The sequence below is a fragment of the Actinomadura rugatobispora genome (assembly GCF_055379765.1).
Genome location: NZ_AP029191.1, coordinates 8,852,297 through 8,873,841, shown reverse-complemented (window position 1 = coordinate 8,873,841; position 21,545 = coordinate 8,852,297). Strand labels below are relative to the sequence as shown.

Genomic DNA, 21,545 nt, shown 5'->3' with positions numbered 1-21,545 from the left:
TCCGTCCCTCCTCATTCTCATGGTCATTCGTAGACGACCTCGACGACGGGGCTGGCCGGCACCGCCTGGCAGGTGAGCACCCATCCCTCGTCGACCTCGTCGGGGGTCAGCGCCTCGTTGTTCCGCATGACCGCGCGCCCCTGCACGACGCGGGCCATGCAGGTGGCGCAGGTCCCCGCCTCGCACGACGAGGGCGCCCGGAGACCGGCGGACCGCGCCGTCTGCAGGAGCGTGGCGTTGTGGCGGTGCGCAACGGTCGCGGTCTTGCCGCCGAGCTTGACGGTCACCTCGATGCCGTCGGCGGGGCCGGTCGCGGGCTGCTCGGCGGGGGTGAACCGCTCGATGCGGATCCGGTCCTGTCCGACCCCCAGGTCACGGAGCCCGGCTTCGGCGACGTCCATGAAGCCGTCCGGCCCGCAGATGTAGAAGGCGGCGTCGCCGGCGCCGGCGGCGTGGCGGGCCACGGTGCCGCGGTCGACGAAGCCGCGCGCCAGGTCCTCGTGGTGCTCGACGGCGAGGCGGTCCGGGTGTCGTCCCGCCAGCGCGTCGAGCTCGTCGCCGAAGATGGCGGCCTCCCGGGCGCGGTTGGCGTAGAGGAGGCGGACGCGGCGTCCGGTGGTGGCGAGGGCGGTCTTCAGGATGGAGAACACGGGCGTGATGCCGCTGCCGGCGGCGAACGCCACGATGTCGTGCCCGCCCCGGTCGAGGACGAACGAGCCGCCCGGCCGGGCGACGTCGAGCACATCCCCCTCGCCGACGGCGTCGTTCAGCCAGTTCGAGACCAGGCCGCCCGGCACCCGCTTCACCGTCACCCGCAGTTCGCCGTCCACCTCCGGCGCGGACGACATCGAGTAGCTGCGCAGGTGGGTCCGCCCCTGGCGGGCGACGCGGATCGTGACGAACTGCCCGGCCTCGTAGGCGAAGGCGCCGGCCAGCCCGGACGGCACCTCGAACACGAGCGAGCGGGCCTCCGGGGTCTCCTCGACGATGCGCCGGACGCGCAGCGGGTGGTACCGGAGGCGCTCCGGGACCCGGTCCGGGGGCACCGCGTCTGAGGGCATGCTCTTCCCATCGGCCGGGACGTTAGTCAAGCGACTAACATCTTTGATCACATGATTAACATGGGAGCCGCACCGGGGGCAAGGGCCGGGGGCGGCCGCCCGGGCGCCATACTGGAGAAAGATCTGGGACCTGCAGGGGGAGGACGCGCATGCCGGCACGACGGAGCCCCGTCGACGAGTCGGCGACCCGCACCGCGCTGCTCGACGCCACCGAGGAGCTCATGCTCGAGGAGGGGTACGCGGCCGTCACCACCCGCCGGCTCGGGGCGAAGGCGGGGCTCAACAACGCGCTGGTGTTCTACTACTTCGGAACGGTCGACAACCTGTTCATCGAGCTCTTCCGGCGGGGCGCCGAGCGGAGCCTGCGGCGGCTCGAGGAGGCGCTGCGGTCCCCGCAGCCCCTGTGGGCCTTCTGGGAGCTGACCCACGACTTCTCCAGCAACGCGCTCATCATGGAGTTCACCGCGCTGGCCAACCACCGCAAGGCCATCCGCGCCGAGATCGCCGCGTATTCGAGGAAGTTCCGCACGCTGCAGCTCGAAACGCTCTCGGGCGTGCTCGAAGGCCACGGCGTCGATCCCCGGCGGTGGCCGCCCGCGTCGCTGATCCTCCTGATGGCCAGCTTCTCCCGCTTCATGCACATCGAAGAGGGATTCGACCTCGACATCGGCCACGCCGAGACGGTCGCGGTCATCGAGCGCGAGATCCGCGCCCTCGAGGGCGAGCGGCGGCCGGCCGGTGACGGGGCCGTCGCCGGCCGCGCCGAGTAGGCGCACCGGCCGGCGAACGACCCCGGGCCCTCAACGGATCGGCTCGTCTCCGAACACCGTCGTGCGGAGCAGCTCGCGGGGCGAGTCCGGAGGGTACGGCGCGGCGCGGTGCACGACGCCGGTGTTGTCCCAGATGACGGTGTCCCCCACCGACCACCGGTGGCGGTAGACGCGCTCGGGCGCGGTCGTCCGGTCGAGCAGCTCCTGCAGCAGGGCCCGGCCCTCGCCGGCGTCCATCCCGACGACATGGTCGGCATGGGCGCCGATGACGAGCGACCTGCGGCCGGTGCGGCGCGTCCACACCAGCGGGTGGGTCGACGTCGGCCGCCTCCGCCACCGTTCGAGCTGCTCGGGCGCGGGATCGGGCGTGACCCGGCGCTGGGACGCCTCCAGCGAGTGCACGACGCGCAGGGAGCCGAACCGTTCCCTCTCCTCGTCGCCGAGCAGCTCGTAGGCGGCGTAGGTGCTGGCGAACTCCGTCTCCCCGCCGCCGGCGGCCACCTCCTTGGCGCTGAGGACGGTGGCCTTCTGCGGCGGCTCTCCGTTGAGCGGCGTGCAGCCGTCCATGTGCCACTCGAAGGTGGCCTTGAGGTAGTCGGCCGACGCGTTCTTCGACTTGTCGAGCGTCACGCGGTAGATCCCGGGGACGGCGTGGTGCCCGGCCTCGTAGTCGATCTCGCCGAGCCGCCGGGAGAAGGCGACCTGGTTCTCCGGGTCGAGGTGGAGGCCGCGCAGGACCAGGACGCCGTACTGCTCGAGCGCGTCCAGGATGGCCCCGGCGACGGCGTCGTCCCGGGCGAGCCGCTCGGCGCTCAGGCCGCCGACCTCGGCGCCGACGGTGGCGGCGAGGGGCCGGCAGGTGATGGTCGTGGTCACGGGGAGGGCTCCAGGTAGCGGTCGAAGTAGGCGGTGCCGGAGTCGATGACCTTGGGCTGGTGCCAGACCTCGACGGGCAGCGAGACCATGATCAGCGAGTACACGAGGTGGAGCAGGTTCAGCTCCCGCTCGGGCAGCTCGTGCAGCGGGAACGTGTCCAGGTGCGCCATGGCGTCGCGCACGCGCGGGTACATCGCGTCGTAGAACGGCTGCATCTCCGCGATCGTGCTGTTCAGCCGCTCGGCGTACCGGGCCGCCTCGGTCGGGATGCACCACTTGGCGGCGAACGGCTCGCAGTCGGCGAACGCGTCCGGAAGCATCGGGTCGCTCACGCGGGGACCCCCTGCTCGTCGCGCAGGTAGGACCGCACCCAGTCGCCGACGACCTTGTGCAGGTGCCGGACCGTGACCTCCTGGTCGGACAGCGGGTACGCGTCGATGACCCGCGACTCCAGGCCCAGCTGGGTCCCGTCGAGGGTGCCCGCGTCCTGGAGGCCGGCCTCCTTGGACACCACGGCGGTGACCTCGTGCCGGATCCGCTCGCTGGCGTTGCGCGACGGCGGGAAGTAGTACGACATCTCCCACGTGTGCGTGTTGGGGGAGGTCGGCCAGTACTGGTACGTGAGATACCAGCCCCGCTCGTAGACCAGGATCACGAAGTTGGGGAAGATCTGGAAGTTCGAGATCGACCACGGATCGAGCCCTCCGGGGTTGAGCCCGGCCGGCAGGTTGACCGGGTCGAGCTCGGGGATGTCCGGGCGCTCCCAGGGGCCCATGAGGCCGGCCTCGGTGACGTGCTCGATCGGGTACATCTCGTGCGGCGGCGTCAGATGCCTGGGGACGCCCTTCCACCCGCCCGTGCTCACCAGCCGGTGCGGCCCGTCCATCTGGAAGTGCGGGACCTTGAAGCCGGTCTGGAAGCTCCGCAGCGCCGGGACCTGCTGCTGCGAGTGCAGGATCGACGCGTGGTAGTACTCCTGGAACGCGTCGAGGAAGATCTTCCAGTTGCTGAGGATGTCGGCCTTGAACGCGTACCGCTCGGTGACCAGGTGGAACGGGTAGCCCTCCAGGCCCCGCACCATCGGCCCGAGGAACTCCGGCAGCGACTGGCTCGGCTCGTCGGCCAGGTTGACGAAGACGAACCCTTCCCAGACCTCGCAGTGCACCGGCACGAGCGGGAACTCGGCCTTGTCGAAGTCGAAGTACTCCTCTTCCTGGAGGACGAACTTCAGCGCACCGTCCAGGCCGTACCGCCAGCCGTGGTACTTGCACATGAACTCGCGGCAGGTGCCGCGGGTCTCCTCGCGCGGCGTCTCGCCCCACAGCAGCTTGTTGCCGCGGTGGCGGCACACGTTGTGGAACGCGCGGACCCGGTCGTCGAGCCCCCGCGTGAGGATGAGCGAGGTCCTGGCGACGCCGAGGTCCTTGGTGAAGAAGCTCCCCTTGCGGGGCAGCTGCTCGACCCGGCCGACGTTCAGCCACGCCCGCCGGAAGATCGCCTCGCGTTCCAGCTCGTAGAACTCCGGCGAGATCGAGTCCTCGTACGACACCAGGCCGGTCCCCATCTCCGGAACCCGTCCGGTCCAGCTGGCCTCCGGCGGCTTGCCCGAACGCGCCATGGCCCGTCCTTCCCTGCCGTCCCGCTCGACGACATCTGTCGCGATGTTCATCGACTGACTAACATGCTCTGGATAACACGCGCCGAGCCGGGGCCGCAAGGTCCGCGCCGACGAGGGAGCGTTCATGAACGAGTGGAAAGACCTGTTCATCGGGGGCGAGTGGATCACCCCGGAGAGCGGCCGGCACATCGAGGTGATCTCCCCGCACACCGAGGAGCCGATCGGCCGCGCCGCCGCGGCGGGCACCGCGGACGTCGACCGCGCCGTCGCCGCGGCCCGGCGGGCGTTCGACGAGGGGCCGTGGCCGCGTACCGATCCGGCCGAGCGGGTCGCGGTGATCCGCCGGCTGGCCGCGCTCTACGGCGAGCGCCGCGACGAGCTGGCCGCGCTCATCACCGCCGAGCTGGGCGCCCCCATCTCCTTCGCCGAACGGGCGCAGGTCGCCCTGCCCTGGTCGATGATGAGCGCGATCGCCGACATCGCCGACGGCTACCCGTGGCAGGAGAAGCGGCCCGGCGTGTACGGGCAGGACATCGTCCTGCGCAGGGAGCCCGTCGGCGTCGTCGCCGCGGTGATCCCGTGGAACATGCCGCAGTTCCTCACGGTGACCAAGATCGTCCCGGCGCTGCTCGCGGGCTGCACCGTCGTGCTCAAACCGGCACCGGAGTCGCCGCTCGACGCGCTGTTCCTGGCCGGCCTGTTCGAGCAGGCCGGCCTGCCGCCGGGCGTGGTGAGCGTCATCCCCGCCGACCGCGACGTGAGCGCGCACCTCGTCGCCCACCCCGGCGTCGACAAGGTCTCCTTCACCGGCTCGACGGCGGCCGGCCGGCAGGTGGCGGCGGCGTGCGCCGCCAACCTCACCAGGGTCGGCCTCGAACTCGGCGGGAAGTCGGCGGCCATCGCGCTGGAGGACGCCGACCCGGCGGCGGTGGCGACGGCCGTCCGCTTCTCGGGCATGGGCATGGCCGGGCAGATCTGCAACGCCCTCACGCGCGTGCTCGTACCGGCGAACCGCGTCGACGAGCACGCCGACGCCCTCGCGGCGACGCTGTCGGCCCTCAAGGTCGGCGATCCGACCGACCCGCGGACCGAGATGGGCCCGCTCGTGGCCGAACGCCAGCAGCGGCGCGTGCGAGAGTACATCGACATCGGCGTGCGCGAGGGCGCCCGGCTCGTCACCGGCGGCACGGGCCTGCCCGAGGGCGTCGAGCGCGGCTGGTACGTGCGGCCCACCGTGTTCAGCGGCGTCGACCCCTCGATGACCATCGCCCGCGAGGAGATCTTCGGCCCGGTGATCGCGGTGCTGCCCTACCGCGACGAGGACGAGGCCGTCCGCATCGCCGACGACACCGAGTACGGCCTGGCCGGCGCGGTGTTCACGGCCGACACCGAGCGCGGCCTCGGCGTGGCCGCCCGGGTGCGCGCCGGCACCTTCGGCGTGAACCAGGGGTACTCGATGGACCCGGCCGCGCCCTTCGGCGGTGTGAAGGCCAGCGGCTACGGCCGCGAACTCGGCCGCGAGGGCATCGAGGGCTACCTCGACATCAAGTCGATCTCGATCGCGGCCCCGTAGCCGGCGTCGGCAGCAGCCGCGGCACCGCCCGGATGTAGACCACCATGCCGATCACCTCCACCAGGGTCTGGGCGACCACCACCACCGCGGCGACGGCCAGCGTGTCGGGCAGGGCCAGGGCCAGGGGGAGGACGACCAGGGAGTTGCGGGTGGCACCGGTGAACACGATGGCCCGGCCGGCGGGCACGTCCAGGCGGAACAGGCGGGCGACGCCGAGACCGGCGAAGGCCATCACCACCAGGAAGGCCACGTAGAACGGCACGACGCGGGCCACGGCGGCCAGGTCGCCGCCCAGTTCGGGCACCTGGGAGGCGACCACCGTGGCCAGGGTGGCCGCCATCAGCGGCACCATGGCCGTGCCCGCCGCGTCCGCGGCCCGCCGCCCGGCCGGCCGGCGGGCCGCCCATGCCTGGGTGAGCCAGGCCAGCGCGAGCGGGACGACGATCAGCGTCAGGAACGCCTCGACGAACGGGCGGGCGTCCACCACCTCGGCCAGCCCCGGCCCCATGAACACGAACAGGAACCCCGGCAGCAGGATCATCTGGACGAGCAGCAGCAGCGGGGTCGCGGCCAGCAGTCGCCGGTTGTCGCCGCCGGCCAGCCCCGAAAAGACGATCACGTAGTCGACGCACGGCGTCAGGAGCACCAGCAGCACGCCCAGCCGGACGGCCTGATCACCGGGCAGGAACCCGAACATCGCGGCCACGACCAGCGGGACGACCGCGAAGTTCACCACCAGGGCGGCGGCCAGGAACCGGCCCGCGCGCAGCGACCGGGCCAGATCGGCGGCGGGGACCTGCAAGAACGTCACGTACAGCAGTGCCGCCAGCACCGGGTTGATGGCGTGCTCGAGCCAGGGCCCCGCAGCGGGGGCGGCCCGGCCCACCAGGCCCCCGGCCGCCAGGGCCCCCACGTAGACGGCGACCTGGTGGCGTTCCATGGTGGACAAGAGCGGTCACACCGCCGGGGCGAACAGATCGGCGAGCAGGCCGGCGCCTTCGTCCGGGGCCCGGACCTCCAGACGCAGCACCGGGCCGTCCAGATGCAGGCGGAAGTCGAAGAAGGGGCAGCACCGCTGCTCGGCGGCGGCCAGCGCGGCGATGTCGGCGGTCCGTTCGGCGGGCAGGACCAGGCGCACACCGCCGTCGATCTCCTCGCGTCCGGCCCCCGACAGCAGTCGGCGCCACTGCCCGGCCCGCTCGGTGACACCGTCGCCGGGCAGCGAGCAGGCCACCGGGGCGGTGCGCCACCGTTCGGTCGGTACGGGGTCGGGCTCGAGGAAGGCGCAGTGCGGATCGCAGGGGGTGCTGCGGTCCGGCAACGCGTCCAGGTGCTCCAGCGCGCGGTGCAGTGTGCCGGTGAACGCGGCCAGCTCCGCCGCACGCCCCTCCGCCTCGGCGATCCGCGCGGCGATCCTGGGCCGCAGATCGGCCTTCACGTCCATGCAGGCGCCCGACTCCCGCACCGCCAGCAGCTCGGCGATCTCCTCCAGCGGCAGCCCGAGGTGCTTGGCCGCGCCGATGAACGCCAGGCGCTCGGCGGCGTCCTCGCCATAGAGCCGGTAGCCGGCCGGGCTGCGCCCGGCGGGCAGCAGCCCCGCCGCGTCGTAGAACCGCAGCGTGCTGGCCGGGACACCGGTACGTTCGGCGAGCTGGGAGATCCGCATCGTGTTCACGCCTCGACCGTAAACCTTTGACCCGACTCTAAGGTCAAGCGCCCAGAGGCCCCGATCCGGGCGATGGATCGGGGCCTCCGGAGGTGCGTCCTCGGGTTACCTGGTGAGGCTTCCGTCGTGGTGGTCGGCGGACGCCTTCGCCGTCCCGGCGGCCGCGGGCCGGGTGGCCGGGCCGGGGAGGTCCTTGCTGTAGGCGTAGGTGAGGGCCGAGTGGGCGATGGCGCCCAGGTTGACCTTCAGGGCGGTGTCGCTGATGTTGGTGATCGTGTCGCAGCCCTGGTGGTAGCACGGGTCGTACGGCTGGCCCGCGGTGCCGCCGAACAGGGCGGCCTCCTGCGGGGTCTTGACGCCCTCCGCGCCGGTGAACAGGCCGCCGGAGGGGATGCCGACCGCGATGAACGGGCCGTAGTCGGAGCGCCCGTCGAAGTCGGTGCCGACGTGGCCGAGCTTCAGGGTGTCGAAGTACTTCTCGAAGGTCTTCTCGATCTCGTCCGATCCGGGCGGCCCGGCGGGCGCGCCGGTCGCGTCGGAGTCGTCACCGTCGTAGATCTTGTACGCGAAGTTGGGCGAGGCGACCATGTCGTAGTTCAGGTAGAGGGCGATCTTCGCCTGCTCGGCGGCGGGCAGGTTCGCCACGTAGTGCTCCGAGCCGAGCAGTCCCAGCTCCTCGGCGCCCCACCAGGCGAAGCGCAGCTTGTTGCGCGGCGGCAGCTGGCCCAGCTGGACGGCCACCTCCAGCAGCGCGGCGCTGCCGGAGCCGTTGTCGTTGATCCCCGGCCCGGACAGGACGCTGTCGAGGTGGGCGCCGCCCATGACGACCTTGCTCGGGTCGCCCTTCTTGGACTCGGCCAGGACGTTCCAGGTGGTGCGGGTCTCGCTCTCGGTCTCGGTGCGCAGCCGCACGACCGTCCCGGCCGGGGAGGCGAGGTCCTCGCCGACGGCGAAGCTGGTGCCCACCGTGGGGATGGTGACGCCGGGCTTGTTCAGCGTCCCCTGCAGGGTGGCGGTGCGGCCGGGCTGCCCCTCGTTGAAGACGATGACGCCGCTCGCGCCGGCGGCCTGGGCGTTGAGGGCCTTGACCTCGAAGTCGCACGTCCCGCGCTGGACGAGGGCGATGTTGCCCGCGGTGAAGCCCGCGAAGTCGGCGGCCTCGCACCCGCTGGTGGAGCTCGGCGCCGGCGACGGCGGCAGGGTGAGGTCGACGGCCTGCACCGTCGCGGTGACGTCCCCGGACCCGGAGTAGGTCATGGTGGCGAAGTCGCCCACCGAGCTGCCGTCGGGCGGCGTGGGGGCGTAGGTCCTGGCCTCCGGCGAGGTCTGGTTCAGCACCGCGGTGGAGTTCTCCCGGAAGAACGGGAACGCGAACGGCTGGACCGTGACGTTGTACCCAGCCTTCTTCAGCAGGCCCGCGACGTAGTCACGCGAGGCCGCGTAGCCGGGCGTTCCCGAGGCCCGGCTCCCGCCGTTGGCGGCGGCGATGGCCTGGAACGCCTGCAGATGCCGTTTGGCGTTCGGAACCTTGATCGAGTTGAGCGCTCTCTGCTGGGCGCCGGCACCGGGATCGGCCGTGGCGGGCGCGGCGAGGGAGAGTGGCAGGGCGATGGCCGTGACCGCGGTGGCGGCACGGAACACACCCCGGCGAACGTGAAAACGCACGATCGGCTCCTCGGAGTTCGGATGATCTAGGAACGTATCCCTAAATATCCGCACAGGGAAGGCGCGTCGCTCCCTCACAAACGACCGAATATGGCCGCGGCGGAGGCCCGTCACCGCGTCGCCGGAAATCACGTTCCGCCGCGCAGCGGTAAATCACGATGATCACTTCGCGCGCCTTGGCGGGCCTTCCTACGGCCTGCGAGAAAGGGCCCTGAAAAAGGTCCGAAAATGGAAGGGATCCGCCGCCGAGGCGGCGGACCACTCGTCCGGCAGGTTCGGCCTCGACCCGCTGTTCGCAGGCGGCCGGGAGGAGACCGGTGGGGTATCTGCGGTTGCTGGGGGATCGCCGGATCCTCGTGCTGTGGCTGGCGCAGTCACTGAGCGTGCTCGGCGACCGGATGTACGCGCTGGTCGTGATGTGGCTGGTGTGGGAGACCACCGGCTCGGCGGCACTGATGGGCCTGGTCGCGGTCGCGGAGTCGGTGCCCTACGTCGTGATCGGGACGGCCGGTCGCCGCCTGCTGGTCCGGTTCGCCTCGCTGGGACGGCTGGCCGCCCTGGACGCGGCGCGGACGGTGGTCGTGGGTGCGCTGCCGGCGGTGTGGGCGGTGCACGGCGCGAGCCTCGTCGCGCTGCTGGTGGTGGCCGGGCTGCTGGGGGCGCTGGGGGCGCTGTTCGACCCGAACCTGGGCGCGCTGGTGCCCGATCTGGTGCGTGCCGATCAGGTGCAGGAGGTGACGGGGCTGATGGATCTGGTCGCCCGGATCGCCCGCATCGCCGGACCGGGCGCGGCCGGGCTGCTGCTTCTGGTCGTGCCTGAGGTCGCGCTGTACGTCGTGGACGCGTCCACGTTCGGGGTGTCGGCGGCCGCGCTGACGCTCTTGTCCCGCCGCGCTCGCGCGAGTCCGCGGCCCGCCGGTGACCGGGGGACGTCGGATGCACCCGGGCGGCCGCGGGCGCGGCGCCTGGTGGCGGCATATCCGCTGACGGGATGCATGGTCGGCCTGCACGGGGCGGGGCAGATGCTGCTGGGGGTGGCGTTGGTGCTCCCGGCGCTGCTGGCGCTGCGCGGCGGCGAGGGGGCGGGCGCATACGCCGCGGCGATCACGGCGACCGGGGTGGGCGCGGTGGCGGCGAACCTGGTGGCCGGCAACCTGCGGGCCGCCTCGACCGTCCCGGCGGCGTACTGCCTGGCGTGGATCGCCCAGGGTGTGGTGATGACCGCGACCGGCGCGGTGGGGTCGGTGGGGTGGATCGTGGGCCTGTCGCTACTGGCGGGGGCGGTCGGCCCGTTCTGCGCGATCGGGCTGCGCACCCACCTGGCCCGGTTCGGGCGTGATGAGCGGCTGGCCTGGATGGCGCTGGACCAAACCGTGCTGCGCGCGGCCGGCACCGTGGGGACGCTGGTGTTGCCGGTGCTGGCCGCTTCGCGTCCGGCGGCCGGGTTCATCGCCGGTGGCGCCGCGACCGTGGCGGTGGCGGCGGGGGTGTGGGCGGCGGCCGTCGTCAGGGGGCTTCGGTGAAGGTGGTTCCTTCGCGGATCAGGGCGGCGAGGCGGCGGCGGTCGGGTTTGCCCGAGGGGAGCAGCGGGAGCCGGGAGTCGTCGGCGATGAACCAGCGGCGGGGGACCTTGTAGCTGGACAGCGCTTCGCGGGCCTTGGTCCTCATGGCCCCGGTGTCCCAGGTCTTCGGGTCCTTCGGTACGACCACTGCGGCGACGACCTGGCCGCGGTCGGGGTCGTCCAGGCCGATCACGAGGGAGTGCCGGATCTCGTCGAACTCGTCCAGCACCGCCTCGACCTCCTTGGGCGAGACGTTGGCGCCCGCCGACTTGATCAGTTCGGTGGTGCGGCCGGCGAAGAACAGCCGGGCGTCGCCCTCGTCCTCGGACTGGAAGACGCGGTCGCCGGTGTGGTACCAGCCGTCGGCGTCGAAGACCTCCCAGCGTTCCCGCTTCAGGTAGCCCTCCATGGCCCCGGGGCCGCGGATCAGCAGCTCGCCCTCCGTGCCGCGCGGGACGGGCAGGCCGGTGGCCGGGTCGATGATCCTGACGTCGGTGGAGAAGAACGAGCCGCCCGACTCGCTGAGGCTGCGGTGGGTCGGCGTCTCACCCGGCACGCTGGTCATCGAGAGGTCCGCGGGCCCTTCGAGCAGCATCCGCGCCGAGGACAGGTCGCGTTCCGGGAAGTCGGGGTGCGCCCGCAGTTCCTGGACGAACGTGGGGAACCCGACCACTGCTGTCCCGCGCTCGCGCTCGATCAGTTCCATGGCCTCGGCCGGCCGGGGACGGGGCAGGCACAGCACCGTGACCGGCGCGTGCAGCGCGCCCGCCACCGAGAGGATCCCGCCCACCCAGAAGAACGGCATCGTGGTGAGGAACTTGGGCGGCAGTTCGCCCGCCCACGCCCGCTGGTGGCCCGCCATGATGGTGGTCTGCCGCATGATGGTGCCGTGCGTGAGCACCACGCCTTTCGGCTCGGCGGTCGTCCCCGAGGTGTAGACGACCACCGCCGGGTCGGCGGGGAACACCTGGTCCTCGACGGCGGCCAGCAACCGGGCGTCGGCGTCATCGGCGCGCGGGTCGGCGAACAGGTCGAAGTGGGTCGCCCAGGGCCGCTCCACCGGCTGCGTCGTCCAGATCCGGCGGAGGTACGGCGCCTCGGGCAGGCGCAACGGCCCGGTCCCGTGGTCGGCGAGGGACGGCAGCGCCTCCGGCAGGAACGCGGGGACGTCGACCTCCAGCACCCTTTCCGGGACGATGAGCACGTCGACGTCGCCGATGCGCAGGGCCGTGCGGAGCTCGCGCGGGGTGTAGAACGTGCTGAAGGGCATGACGAGCGCGCCGATGCGGCTCGCGGCCAGCCAGGTCAGCAGCCACTCGCCTCCGTAGGTGAAGAACAGCCCCACGCGGGTGCCCTTGCCGATGCCGCGCGCCAGCATGCGTCGGGCGATCGCCGCGGACAGCCGGTCGGCCTCGGCGTAGGTGTACCGCTCCTCCAGTGACACCAGGTAGTCGGTGTCCCCGAACTCGCGGGCCGCACGCTTGATCGCGTCACCGATGGTCGGCCTGAAACCGATGTCAGGAGGGTGCATGCGCCTCGTCTCTCCAGCCGCGACAGCGTTCGGCGTCCCAACGTATTACGCGAGTGTTCAGCCGATGTGACCGGCCTGGACGTTGGGTTTCCGGGAGCTTCGTCCACGCTGGTCAGCCCGGGCGCCGGTAGACGAACGCGGGGGCGGGCTCCTGTTCCGCGGCGGCGGCCGTGTCGCGGACGAGGTGGTGGTCCGGGGACAGGGAGCAGGCGGGGTCGGTGCGGGCGGCGTCGCCGGTCAGGGCGTGGGCCTGGCAGCGGCAGCCGCCGAAGTCGGTCTCGCGGCGGGGGCATTCGGCGCACGGCCCGCTCATCCAGCCGGTGCCGCGGTAGGCGTTGAACGCCGCCGACCGCTCCCAGATCCAGGCGAGGGACTTGTCGCGCACGTTCGGCGGGTCCAGGTCCGGGATCGCGTACGCGGCGGGGCAGGGCAGCGCGGTGCCGTCGGGGCCGACGGTGATGGAGCGGGCGCCCCAGCCGCCCATGCAGGGTTTGGGGACGCCTTCGTAGTAGTCGGGCATGACCCAGACCAGTTCGGGTCGCCGGTGGCGTTCGCGCCATGCGGCGACGGTGACCTTGGCGCGGTCGAGCTGGTCGCGGGCGGGGAGCAGCGCGGCACGGTTGCGCAGGGCCCAGCCGTGGAACTGGGTGTTGGCCAGTTCGATCCGGTCGGCGCCCCAGGCCGCGCCCAGTTCCAGGATCTCGGGCAGGTTGCCGAGGTTGCGGCGGTGCAGGACGACGTTGAGCCCGAACGGCAGGCCGGCGGCGCGGATCACTCCGGCCGCGGCTTCCTTGGCGGTGTAGGAGTCGCGTCCGGCGATGAGGTCGGAGCCGGGACGGCGGGCGTCCTGGAGGGAGAGCTGGACGCTGTTGATCCCGGCCCGGGCGAGTTCGTCCAGGCGCTCGGTGGTGAGGCCGAGGCCGCTGGTGACCAGCTGGGTGTAGATGCCGGCCTCGTGCGCGGAGGCCACGATGCCGGTCAGGTCGCGGCGCAGCAGCGGCTCGCCGCCGGAGATGTGGGCCTGGACGATGCCCAGGTCGGCGGCCTGGGTGAAGACGCGGGCCCAGTCGGCGGCGGACAGCTCGGCGCTGGTGCGGACCAGATCGAGGGGGTTGGAGCAGTACGGGCAGTGCAGCGGGCAGGCGTGGGTGACCTCCGCGAGCAGCGCCCATGGCGCGGGCACCTCGGTCATCGCAGCCAGCCCTCCTCGCGGACGCGTTCCAGGAACGCGGGCACCTCGTCGTCGAGCGGCGCGTCCGGGAACGCGGCGGACAGCTCGGCGATGACGTCGGCGACCGTGCGGCGGCCGTCGCACAGCCGCAGGATCCGGCCGCCCGCACCGGTCAGCCGGACCGCGCGCTCGGGCATGAGGAGCAGGTCGGCGTCGCGGACGCGGTCGTACCGCAGCATGACGGACCGGTCCAGGACGGGCCGCCAGGGTTCAGCGGACATCGAGGGTCTCCACACGGTGGATCATGGCGTTGTCGACCGCGTCGAGGAGCGTCCAGAGGACGTCGCACTTGAAGGTGAACGCGGCCAGCACCCGCTCCTGGTCGGCCCGCGTCCGCGCCCAGGCGTGGACGAGGTCGAGCGCCTCCTCCGAGTCGCGGCGGCCCTGCCCGACCCGTACCTGGAAGTAGCACAGCCCCTCGGGCTCGATCCACGGGTAGTGGCGCTCCCAGGCGGCGATCCGGGTGACCATCAGGTCGGGCGCGAACAGCTCGGTCAGCGACGACGCCACCGCCTCCAGCGGGGAGCCGTTGCGGCAGAAGTTGACGTAGCCGTCCACCGCGAATCGCACGCCGGGAAGCACTCCTTCCCCAGAGAGCAGAAGCGCTCTGTCGAGGCCGACGGCCTCCCCCAGCCGCAGCCACCGCTCGATCCCGCCGGAGCCCTCCTCCTCGGGACGCCCGTCGTGGTCGTGGATCCGCCGGATCCACGACCGCCGCAACTCCCGGTCATCGAGCTTGGCCAGGATCAGCGCGTCCTTGATCGGAATATGCCGCTGGTAGTGGAACCGGTTGAGGATCCACCGGCGCAGCTCCTCCGCCGACAGCAGCCCCTCGTGCATGCGCACGTTGAACGGGTGCCGGTGGTGGTACCGCTCCTCGGCGAGCGTCCGGAGCCGGTCTTCGAGCCGGCCGGGCGGCCAGGGTGCCGTCTTCATCGTTCGTTCAGCGCTCCCTCAGTCCTCGGCCGTGAGGTACGCCGTGACCTCCAGCGAGGTCTCCACGATCTGGTAGTCGGGCGTGATCCAGGTGTCGGTCATGCCGGTTCCTCTTTCCTCTCGGTCCGGGGCGGTCCCCCGGAGGCTCACTGGACGACGATCTTCCCCGTGCTCTGCGGGAAGACCGGGTCGTTGTAGAAGTACTCACCCGCCTTGGTGAAGGTGTGGGAGTACGACCGGCCGGGGCTGAGCCGGCCGGTGTCGAAGACGCGCTCGAAGAACGAGGCCGCGCCGTGGCTGTGCGCGTTGCCCTCCGGGTTCACGAAGGTGACCTTCGTCCCCACCGGCACGGTCAGGTGCTGGGGCGACATGGCGTTCTGCGCGACGATGTTCTCGGTGCCGCCCGGGGCTCCGGCACCGGCGTCCCACACGCGGCCGAGGGTGACGGTGTCGCCCACGGCGCTGCCCGCGACCGGCGCGGTGCGGATCTGGTTGCGCTTGGACGGCGGGGTCGGCGTGGGCGCCGGGGCCACCTTCCCGTCCAGTTTGAACGCCCAGAGGTGGTCGCCCTTGGGGATGTCGGGGTAGGGCAGGCCGTTTCCACCGGCCAGGACGGCGATGTACTGCTCGCCGTCGATCTCGTAGGTGACCGGGCTGGTGTGCACGCCCGCTCCGCACTGCCAGCTCCACAGCTTGCGGCCGTCGATGTCGTCCATCGCGTGCAGCACTCCGTCTGGGCCGCCCTGGAACATCACCCGGCCGGCGGTGCTGAGGATGCCGTTGCCGTGGGCGAGCGACCAGTCGCCCTCCCGGCGCCAGACGGGACGGTTGGTGCGGGGGTCGACCGCGACGATCCCGCCGGAGAAGTACTCCCCCAGCGGCCGGGCCGTGTTGACGCGGCCCCCGTTGGTGTTGGAGTAGGAGGAGTTGATCAGTCCGTAGCCGACGTACAGGAGACCGGTGTGCGGGCTGAAGGAGATGTGCGACCAGTCCGCGCCGCCGCCGGCCCCCGGGTACAGGATCGTGGCGTCGTCCCAGAACGGGGTGTAGATCGGGCCCGTGGGGTAGTGCGGCACCGGCCTGGTCGTGTCGCGGTGGCTGGGGGCCAGGGGGACGAACGGTCTTCCGCCCGGGAACGGCTGGGTGGGCCAGGTCTTCTGCCGCGCGTCCTGCGGTACGGGCCGCTCGGTCATGCCGTGGACGGGCTTCCCGGTGGCGCGGTCGAGGATGTAGTACATCCCGGTCTTGCTGCCGTACACGACGACCTTGCGGGTGCGGTGCCCGATCCGCAGGTCGATCAGCACGGGCGCCATGACGTTGTCGTAGTCCCAGATGTCGTGGTGCACCGACTGGAAGTGCCAGCGGCGCTCGCCCGTCTTGGCGTCGATCGCGACCAGGCAGTTGGAGAAGAGGTTCAGGCCGCCGCGGGTCGAGCCGTTGGTGCGCGGGTAGGGGTTGCCGAACGTCCAGTAGACCAGGTCGAGTTCGGGGTCGACGGCCGGGTGCATCCAGCAGACCGCGCCGCCGGTCTTCCAGCTCTCGCCCTCCCAGGTGTCGTTGCCGTACTCGCCGGGTCCGGGCGGCCCCCAGAAGGTCCACGCGACCTCGCCGGTGCGGGCGTTCAGCGCGTAGCCGCGGCCGCGGGCCCCGGCGGTGCTGCCCTCGGTGCCGATGTAGATCAGCCCGTCGTGGTAGACGACGGCGCCGGCCAGGCCGCCGCGGTTGCCGCCGCACTGGCCGTTCTGCGGGTCGCAGCCCGGGTCGCCCTCGCCGGGGACGAGCAGTTCGCGCTGCCAGACCACGCCGCCGGTCTTCTGGTCCAGCGCGTAGACGATGTTGGAGCCGGAGGTGGTGTACACCAGGCCGCCGCCGAGGCCGACGCCGCGCATGTTGGTGCGCTCGGAGCCGACGCTGGTCTTCCACTTGATCTCGCCCGTCCGGCCGTCCACGGCGAAGAGGTTCTGCTGCGCGGTCTGGACGTACAGGACGCCGTCCTGGGCGACGACGGTGCTCTGCTGCGCGCGCCCGTCGGTGGCGCCGCCCTCCAGGTTGACGTGCCAGGCGCCGCCGAGCCGCTTGACGTTGCGCCTGGTGACGCGCCGCAGCGACGAGTGGTTCTGGTTGCCCAGGTTCCCGCCGACCTTGGGGAAGTCGCCGCCGGCCGGTTCCAGCCCGCGGGGCTGCCCGGGGACGGGAAGCGCCATCGTCGAGCCGGTGTCGGCGTGCGCCGGCGCGCGGAAGGGTGTGAAGGCGGCGGTGCCGCCCGCGATGGCGGCCCCGGTCAGAAAGTTCCGTCGTCTCATGCTGCTCTCCAACCCGCCGGTCCGGCTGATGGTCCACTAGACGGATGACTCAGTCCGCTGAACGGACGACACGGTAAGCCGGGATCCGAAGGGCTGACAACCCCCCGATGCGAACGAACCCGGCACCATCAAGGCCACCTTTCGACGGCGCCCCTTGTTGTCCGGGCATCGGCGTGAGATCGTCATGCAACCTCTGAACGGTTCATCCAGACCACTAGATGGACCTCGGAGCGAGCATGTGAGGAAGGAACCTGCGTCATGAGGAGACCCTCGTCCCATCTGGTCACCGCGATGGTGTCGGCGATCGGCACCGCGGCCGTCCTGGTCGCGGGCACGCTGGCCGGAGGGCTGCCCGCCGCGGCCGGAAGCCCCCAGGCCAAGCCCGAGAAGCGCGGCGCCCAGGAGCTGGGCGACCCCGAGTACGGCGTCTGCCGGGGCACCGATCCCCGCTGCTACCACGACTGGGGCAACTTCGATCCCGCCGAGGGCTACAAGGTCCTGGTGTACAGCCGTACCGCCGGACCGCGCCACGCCAACCTCGGGCCCGCGCTCGCCGCCGGCCTCAATCCCCCGCTGAGCGCGGCCAACGCGGCCCAGAGCGCCCTGGTGAAGATGGGCAAGGACAACGGCTTCGCCGTCGACTGGACCGAGGACGTCACCCAGCTCTCCTCGGCCGGGCGGCTCCTCGGCTACAACGCCGTGGTCTTCCTCAGCACCACGCGCGACACCCTCGACGACGCGGCGCAGACGGCGCTGCGCCAGTACGTCCGGGGCGGCGGCGGCTTCGTCGGCATCCACAACGCGTTCGGCACCGAATACAACTGGCCCTGGTACGAGGGGCTCCTGGGCGGCGCCAACTTCTACGACCACGGCCCCGCCCAGCCCGGCACCGTCCAGACCCTGAACCGCAGGGACGCCTCCACCGCCGGCCTGCCCGCACGCTGGGCGTTCAGCGACGAGTGGTACAACCTGGTCCCCTTCCCGTCGCGCGTGCGGATCCTCGCCACCGTGGACGAGCGGACGATGGAGCGCGGCACCGAGGGCGGCCTGGGGCACCCCGGGCACGGTTCGTCGCATCCGATCGCCTGGTGCCACTACTACGACGGCGGCCGGGCCTGGCTGACCACGCTCGGGCACGACGCCAAGGCGTTCACCGACGACGGCTCGACCTTCGCCGGGGCACCCCAGTTCCAGCGGCTCGTCCTCGGCGGGATCGAGTCGGCCATGGGCAGGAAGCCCTTCTGCCGCTGAGCCGCGCCCGGCTCCACGGGTGGCCGGGGATCCCCCGGCCACCCGTGCACGCCACCCTCTACAGGCCCAGATAGATGCGCCGGACGCGGACGTCCTCGCGCAGTTCCCGGGACGTGCCGGTCATCGCGACCTCGCCGTTCTCCATCACCACGCAGTCGCTGGTCGCCTCGAACGTCAGCTTGGCGTTCTGCTCGACCAGCAGGAGGCTCAGGCCCTCCTCGCGCAGGCGGACGAGCACCGCGAGGATGTCCTCGACGAGCTTGGGCGACAGGCCCATGGACGGCTCGTCCAGCAGGAGCAGCCGGGGCTTGGCCATCAGCGCCCTGCCGACGGCGAGCATCTGCTGCTGCCCGCCAGACAGGGCCCCGGCCAGGCGCCCGCGCATCTCCCCCAGCACGGGGAACAGCTCGTACACCTCCCCCAGCGTCTCCCGGGTGGCGGAGTCGCGCCAGGAACGCGCGTAGGCGCCGAGCATCAGGTTCTTCTCGACTGTGAGCCCGGGGAAGACGTGCCGTCCCTCGGGAACGTAGCCGATCCCGTGCCGGACCACGTCCCGCGCCCTGACCCTGGCCAGGTCGGTCTCGCCGAAACGGACCCGGCCGCCGCTGCGGGGCACGAGCCCCATCAGCGCCTTGAGCGTGGAGGTCTTGCCGGCCCCGTTCGCGCCGATGATGCCGACCGACCGGCCGGGCTCGACGGTGAACGAGATCGACCTGACCGCGCACACCCCGCCGTAGTGGACCGAGAGGTCCTCCACCGCCAAGGTCGCGGTACCGCCGTTCATGAGCTCACCTCCGTGGTCGGAAGGGGCATCTCGGCCATGGCCGAGTCGCCGAGGTAGGCCTCGATCACCGCGGGGTCGCCGACGACCTCCTCCGGCGTGCCTTCCGCGATGACCACGCCGCCGGCGAGGACGGTCACCCGCTCGCACAGCGACATGACCAGGCCCATGTTGTGCTCGATGAGCACGACCGTGACGCCGCTGCCGCGGATGGACCGGACGATCTCGGCGAGCTGCCGCACCTCCTCGCCGTTGAGGCCGGCGGCCGGCTCGTCCAGCAGCAGCACGCGCGGCGAGCCCGCCATCGCGCGGGCGATCTCGATGCGGCGCTGGATGCCGTACGGCAGCGAGCCCGGGGCGGCGCCGGCGAACTCGGTCAGCCCGAACCGTTCCAGCAGCGCGTCCGCCCGCTCGTCGAGCCGGCGCTCGCGCCGCAGGACGCCGACCGGCCACAGCACGTACCGCCAGCTCGCGACGGTGCGCGACCGGTCCAGGGCGACCAGCAGGTTGTCCTTGACGCTCATCTCCCCGAACAGCCGCAGGTTCTGGAAGGTGCGGGCGACGCCCAGCATGGACAGCCGGTACGGGCGGGCGCCGGTGACGGTGCGGCCGTCCAGGACCACCCGCCCGCCGGACGCCTTGTAGAAACCGCTGATGACGTTGAACAGCGTGGTCTTGCCCGAGCCGTTGGGCCCCACGATGCCGCGGATCTCGCCGCGGGCGACGGTGACCGACACGCCGTCCAGCGCCTTGAGCCCGCGGAACCGCTTGCTCACTTCGCGGACCTCGAGCATGGGCGGGGCTCCCTCCGCGTCCGCCCCCGCGGCCTTCGCGGCGGGCTCGTACGGCTGGAACGGGCGCAGCTCGGCGCGGTCGGCGGACCTGCCGCGCCGCCGGTCGACCGCGCCGCGGACCCGCGCCGGGATGCCCGCCAGCCCGGTCGGGGCGAAGACGACCATGATGACCACGACGGTGCCGAATCCGAGCTGGGCGATGGTGGGGTAGTCGACCAGCTGCTCGCGGATCAGCGTCAGCCCGATCGCGCCGACCACGCAGCCGACCAGGCTCTGCCGCCCGCCGATCACCACCATCGCCAGCAGCAGGAACATGTTGGCGATGTTGAAGGTCTCGGGCGCGATGTAGCGGATCAGCCCGACGTACAGCACCCCCGCCACGCCGCCGAACACGCTGGACAGCATGAACGCGGCCATCCGCAGCAGGGGGATCTCCGCGCCCACCGCGCCCGCGGCGAGCGGGTCGTCCCGCATCGCCTTCAGCCGGCGCCCGAGCCCGGTGCGGACGACGAACAGCCCGAAGGCCAGCGCCAGCCCGAACACCACCACTTCGAGGTAGTAGTACAGGTACTCGCTGGTCAGGTCGATGCCGAACATCGGCGGCACGGGGATGGCGGAGATGCCCTCGGCGCCGCCGGCGATCTCGGCGTTGGTCGTCCAGTTGATGAACCCCAGCGCCAGGCCGAGCGTGACGATGCCGAGGTAGTGCGACTGCATGCGCAGCGCCGGGATCCCGACCAGCAGCCCGACCAGCGCCGAGGCGACCATGGCGAGCGCGGCCGCGGGCCAGAAGCCCAGCCCGCTGTGGGTGGTGAGGATCGCGGTCGCGTACGCGCTGACGCCGAAGAAGGCGACCTGCGCCAGGTTGATCTGCCCGGCGATGCCCATGGCCAGGCCCATCCCGATGGCCAGCAGGGCGAACACCAGCGCGATGTTGACCACGTGGATGGCGTAGCCGCCGACCTGGTACGGCAGGATCCAGGCCGCCGCGACCAGTGCCGCCAGCCCGCCGACCCTGGGCGCGCGGGGATGCCGGAAGGTACCGGGGAGGTTCATGCTCGGCTCACCGTCATCTCGCCGAACAGGCCCAGCGGGCGGACCATGATGATCACCGTGAAGACCAGGAACACCACCAGCTCGGAGTAGCCCTGGAAGTGCCCGGCGGCGAAGGAGTCCAGGACCCCGATCGCCAGCCCGCCGACGATGGCGCCGGGGATGTTGCCGCAGCCGCCGAGCATCGCGGCCGCGAACCCCTTGATGCCGATCGCGCCGCCCATCGTCGGGTTGACGTACAGCAGCGGCCCCACCAGGCCGCCGGCCAGCGCCGCGAGCCCCGCGCCGATCGCGAAGGCGATGGCGTTGCTGCGGCCGACGTGGATGCCCACGGCGGTGGCGGCCTCGTGGTCCATCGCGACCGCCTGCATGGCCGCGCCCCGCTTGGTCCGCTGCAGGAAGCCGACCAGCAGCACGACCGCGACCGCCGCGATGAGCAGGACGACGAGGTCGTAGGTGCGCACCCGCAGCCCGAACAGCTCGATCGGCGCGGCCTGCACCGGGTTGTCGACCGCGTGCCCGGTGGCGCCCCAGATCAGCACGGCCACCGCCTGCAGCACCATCCCGAAGCCGATCGTGCCGATCAGCATCAGCGTGAAGTCCTTGTTCTCCAGCGGGCGCAGCACCCGCTCGATGAACAGCCCGATCAGCCCGGTCAGCGCGATCGCCAGCGCCATCGCGACCGCGAACGGCAGCCTGGTCGACATGTAGAAGGTGGACGCCGCGTACGCGCCGATCATCAGGACGTCGGCGTGCGCGAAGTTGACCAGTCCCATGGTGCGGTAGACGAGGGAGAAGCCCATGGCGACCAGCGCGTAGATCGCGCCGAGGCTCAGCCCGCCTATCAGTGTCTGAAGGAAGACCTGCATGGTTC

The 21,545-nt window shown here is 72.0% G+C and carries 20 protein-coding genes; 4 read left to right on the top strand and 16 right to left on the bottom strand.

The window, feature by feature from the left end:
- Window positions 1–23 precede the first annotated feature (23 nt).
- Window positions 24–1,061, bottom strand: coding sequence for a 2Fe-2S iron-sulfur cluster-binding protein (locus ACZ466_RS39945; RefSeq protein WP_378281419.1), 1,038 nt, complete (start codon window positions 1,059–1,061; stop codon window positions 24–26).
- Window positions 1,062–1,210: 149 nt separating this feature from the next.
- Between ACZ466_RS39945 and ACZ466_RS39940 the strand changes: the two genes are divergently transcribed.
- Window positions 1,211–1,831, top strand: coding sequence for a TetR/AcrR family transcriptional regulator (locus tag ACZ466_RS39940; protein WP_378281420.1), 621 nt, complete (start codon window positions 1,211–1,213; stop codon window positions 1,829–1,831).
- 30 nt (window positions 1,832–1,861) lie between these two features.
- Here ACZ466_RS39940 and ACZ466_RS39935 read toward each other — a convergent pair whose 3' ends face one another.
- From ACZ466_RS39935 to ACZ466_RS39925, 3 genes are read right to left on the bottom strand one after another with little or no spacing between them, the layout of a single operon-like run.
- Complete coding sequence (locus tag ACZ466_RS39935; RefSeq protein ID WP_378281421.1) at window positions 1,862–2,707, bottom strand: TauD/TfdA dioxygenase family protein; 846 nt, start codon at window positions 2,705–2,707, stop codon at window positions 1,862–1,864.
- Window positions 2,704–3,039 (bottom strand): hypothetical protein, encoded by a 336-nt coding sequence (locus ACZ466_RS39930; protein ID WP_378281422.1) that lies wholly within the window; start codon window positions 3,037–3,039, stop codon window positions 2,704–2,706. Before ACZ466_RS39930 ends, ACZ466_RS39935 begins: the two co-directional genes overlap by 4 nt.
- Complete coding sequence (locus ACZ466_RS39925; protein WP_378281423.1) at window positions 3,036–4,376, bottom strand: aromatic ring-hydroxylating oxygenase subunit alpha; 1,341 nt, start codon at window positions 4,374–4,376, stop codon at window positions 3,036–3,038. Before ACZ466_RS39925 ends, ACZ466_RS39930 begins: the two co-directional genes overlap by 4 nt.
- Window positions 4,377–4,449: 73 nt before the next feature.
- Here ACZ466_RS39925 and ACZ466_RS39920 point away from each other — a divergent pair, with 73 nt between their 5' ends.
- Complete coding sequence (locus tag ACZ466_RS39920; RefSeq protein WP_378281424.1) at window positions 4,450–5,898, top strand: aldehyde dehydrogenase; 1,449 nt, start codon at window positions 4,450–4,452, stop codon at window positions 5,896–5,898.
- On the opposite strand, the gene ACZ466_RS39915 is transcribed toward ACZ466_RS39920, so the two are convergent.
- From ACZ466_RS39915 to ACZ466_RS39905, 3 genes are all read right to left on the bottom strand, one after another.
- Window positions 5,870–6,838, bottom strand: coding sequence for an arsenic resistance protein (locus tag ACZ466_RS39915; protein ID WP_378281425.1), 969 nt, complete (start codon window positions 6,836–6,838; stop codon window positions 5,870–5,872). The two genes, ACZ466_RS39920 and ACZ466_RS39915, sit on opposite strands and share 29 nt — an antisense overlap.
- Window positions 6,839–6,853: 15 nt before the next feature.
- Window positions 6,854–7,564: a MerR family transcriptional regulator gene (locus ACZ466_RS39910; protein ID WP_378281499.1), complete on the bottom strand. Its 711-nt coding sequence runs from the start codon at window positions 7,562–7,564 to the stop codon at window positions 6,854–6,856.
- Window positions 7,565–7,669: 105 nt separating this feature from the next.
- Window positions 7,670–9,229 (bottom strand): M28 family metallopeptidase, encoded by a 1,560-nt coding sequence (locus ACZ466_RS39905; RefSeq protein WP_378281426.1) that lies wholly within the window; start codon window positions 9,227–9,229, stop codon window positions 7,670–7,672.
- Window positions 9,230–9,546: 317 nt separating this feature from the next.
- Here ACZ466_RS39905 and ACZ466_RS39900 point away from each other — a divergent pair, with 317 nt between their 5' ends.
- On the top strand, window positions 9,547–10,752 hold the full coding sequence (locus tag ACZ466_RS39900; protein ID WP_378281427.1) for an MFS transporter: 1,206 nt from the start codon (window positions 9,547–9,549) through the stop codon (window positions 10,750–10,752).
- On the opposite strand, the gene ACZ466_RS39895 is transcribed toward ACZ466_RS39900, so the two are convergent.
- The 6 genes from ACZ466_RS39895 to ACZ466_RS39870 form a co-directional block, all read right to left on the bottom strand.
- Entirely contained in the window at window positions 10,736–12,322 is a 1,587-nt protein-coding gene (locus tag ACZ466_RS39895; protein WP_378281428.1) for a class I adenylate-forming enzyme family protein, read from the bottom strand. The two genes, ACZ466_RS39900 and ACZ466_RS39895, sit on opposite strands and share 17 nt — an antisense overlap.
- A 112-nt stretch (window positions 12,323–12,434) precedes the next feature.
- Window positions 12,435–13,514: a pyrroloquinoline quinone biosynthesis protein PqqE gene (gene pqqE / locus ACZ466_RS39890; RefSeq protein WP_378281429.1), complete on the bottom strand. Its 1,080-nt coding sequence runs from the start codon at window positions 13,512–13,514 to the stop codon at window positions 12,435–12,437.
- Window positions 13,511–13,774, bottom strand: coding sequence for a pyrroloquinoline quinone biosynthesis peptide chaperone PqqD (gene pqqD, locus ACZ466_RS39885; RefSeq protein WP_378281430.1), 264 nt, complete (start codon window positions 13,772–13,774; stop codon window positions 13,511–13,513). Before pqqD ends, pqqE begins: the two co-directional genes overlap by 4 nt.
- On the bottom strand, window positions 13,764–14,489 hold the full coding sequence (gene pqqC, locus ACZ466_RS39880) for a pyrroloquinoline-quinone synthase PqqC (protein WP_378281431.1): 726 nt from the start codon (window positions 14,487–14,489) through the stop codon (window positions 13,764–13,766). The genes pqqD and pqqC overlap by 11 nt, the downstream gene beginning before the upstream one ends.
- An 18-nt stretch (window positions 14,490–14,507) precedes the next feature.
- Window positions 14,508–14,639: a pyrroloquinoline quinone precursor peptide PqqA gene (pqqA, locus tag ACZ466_RS39875; protein WP_378281432.1), complete on the bottom strand. Its 132-nt coding sequence runs from the start codon at window positions 14,637–14,639 to the stop codon at window positions 14,508–14,510.
- Entirely contained in the window at window positions 14,636–16,792 is a 2,157-nt protein-coding gene (locus tag ACZ466_RS39870; RefSeq protein ID WP_378281433.1) for an outer membrane protein assembly factor BamB family protein, read from the bottom strand. The genes pqqA and ACZ466_RS39870 overlap by 4 nt, the downstream gene beginning before the upstream one ends.
- A 258-nt stretch (window positions 16,793–17,050) precedes the next feature.
- On the opposite strand from ACZ466_RS39870, the gene ACZ466_RS39865 reads away from it, so the two are divergent.
- Entirely contained in the window at window positions 17,051–18,043 is a 993-nt protein-coding gene (locus ACZ466_RS39865) for a ThuA domain-containing protein (protein ID WP_378281434.1), read from the top strand.
- A 58-nt stretch (window positions 18,044–18,101) separates the two neighbouring features.
- On the opposite strand, the gene ACZ466_RS39860 is transcribed toward ACZ466_RS39865, so the two are convergent.
- Genes ACZ466_RS39860 through ACZ466_RS39850 form a run of 3 tightly spaced genes read right to left on the bottom strand, consistent with a single transcriptional unit; the run spans window position 18,102 to window position 21,540 of the window.
- Complete coding sequence (locus ACZ466_RS39860) at window positions 18,102–18,827, bottom strand: ABC transporter ATP-binding protein (RefSeq protein ID WP_378281435.1); 726 nt, start codon at window positions 18,825–18,827, stop codon at window positions 18,102–18,104.
- The gene (locus tag ACZ466_RS39855; protein WP_378281436.1) at window positions 18,824–20,674 is read right to left on the bottom strand and encodes a branched-chain amino acid ABC transporter ATP-binding protein/permease; all 1,851 of its coding nucleotides are present in this window, start codon (window positions 20,672–20,674) and stop codon (window positions 18,824–18,826) included. The genes ACZ466_RS39860 and ACZ466_RS39855 overlap by 4 nt, the downstream gene beginning before the upstream one ends.
- Window positions 20,671–21,540, bottom strand: a complete 870-nt coding sequence (locus tag ACZ466_RS39850; protein ID WP_378281437.1) for a branched-chain amino acid ABC transporter permease — start codon at window positions 21,538–21,540, stop codon at window positions 20,671–20,673. The genes ACZ466_RS39855 and ACZ466_RS39850 overlap by 4 nt, the downstream gene beginning before the upstream one ends.
- Between the last annotated feature and the right edge of the window lie 5 nt (window positions 21,541–21,545).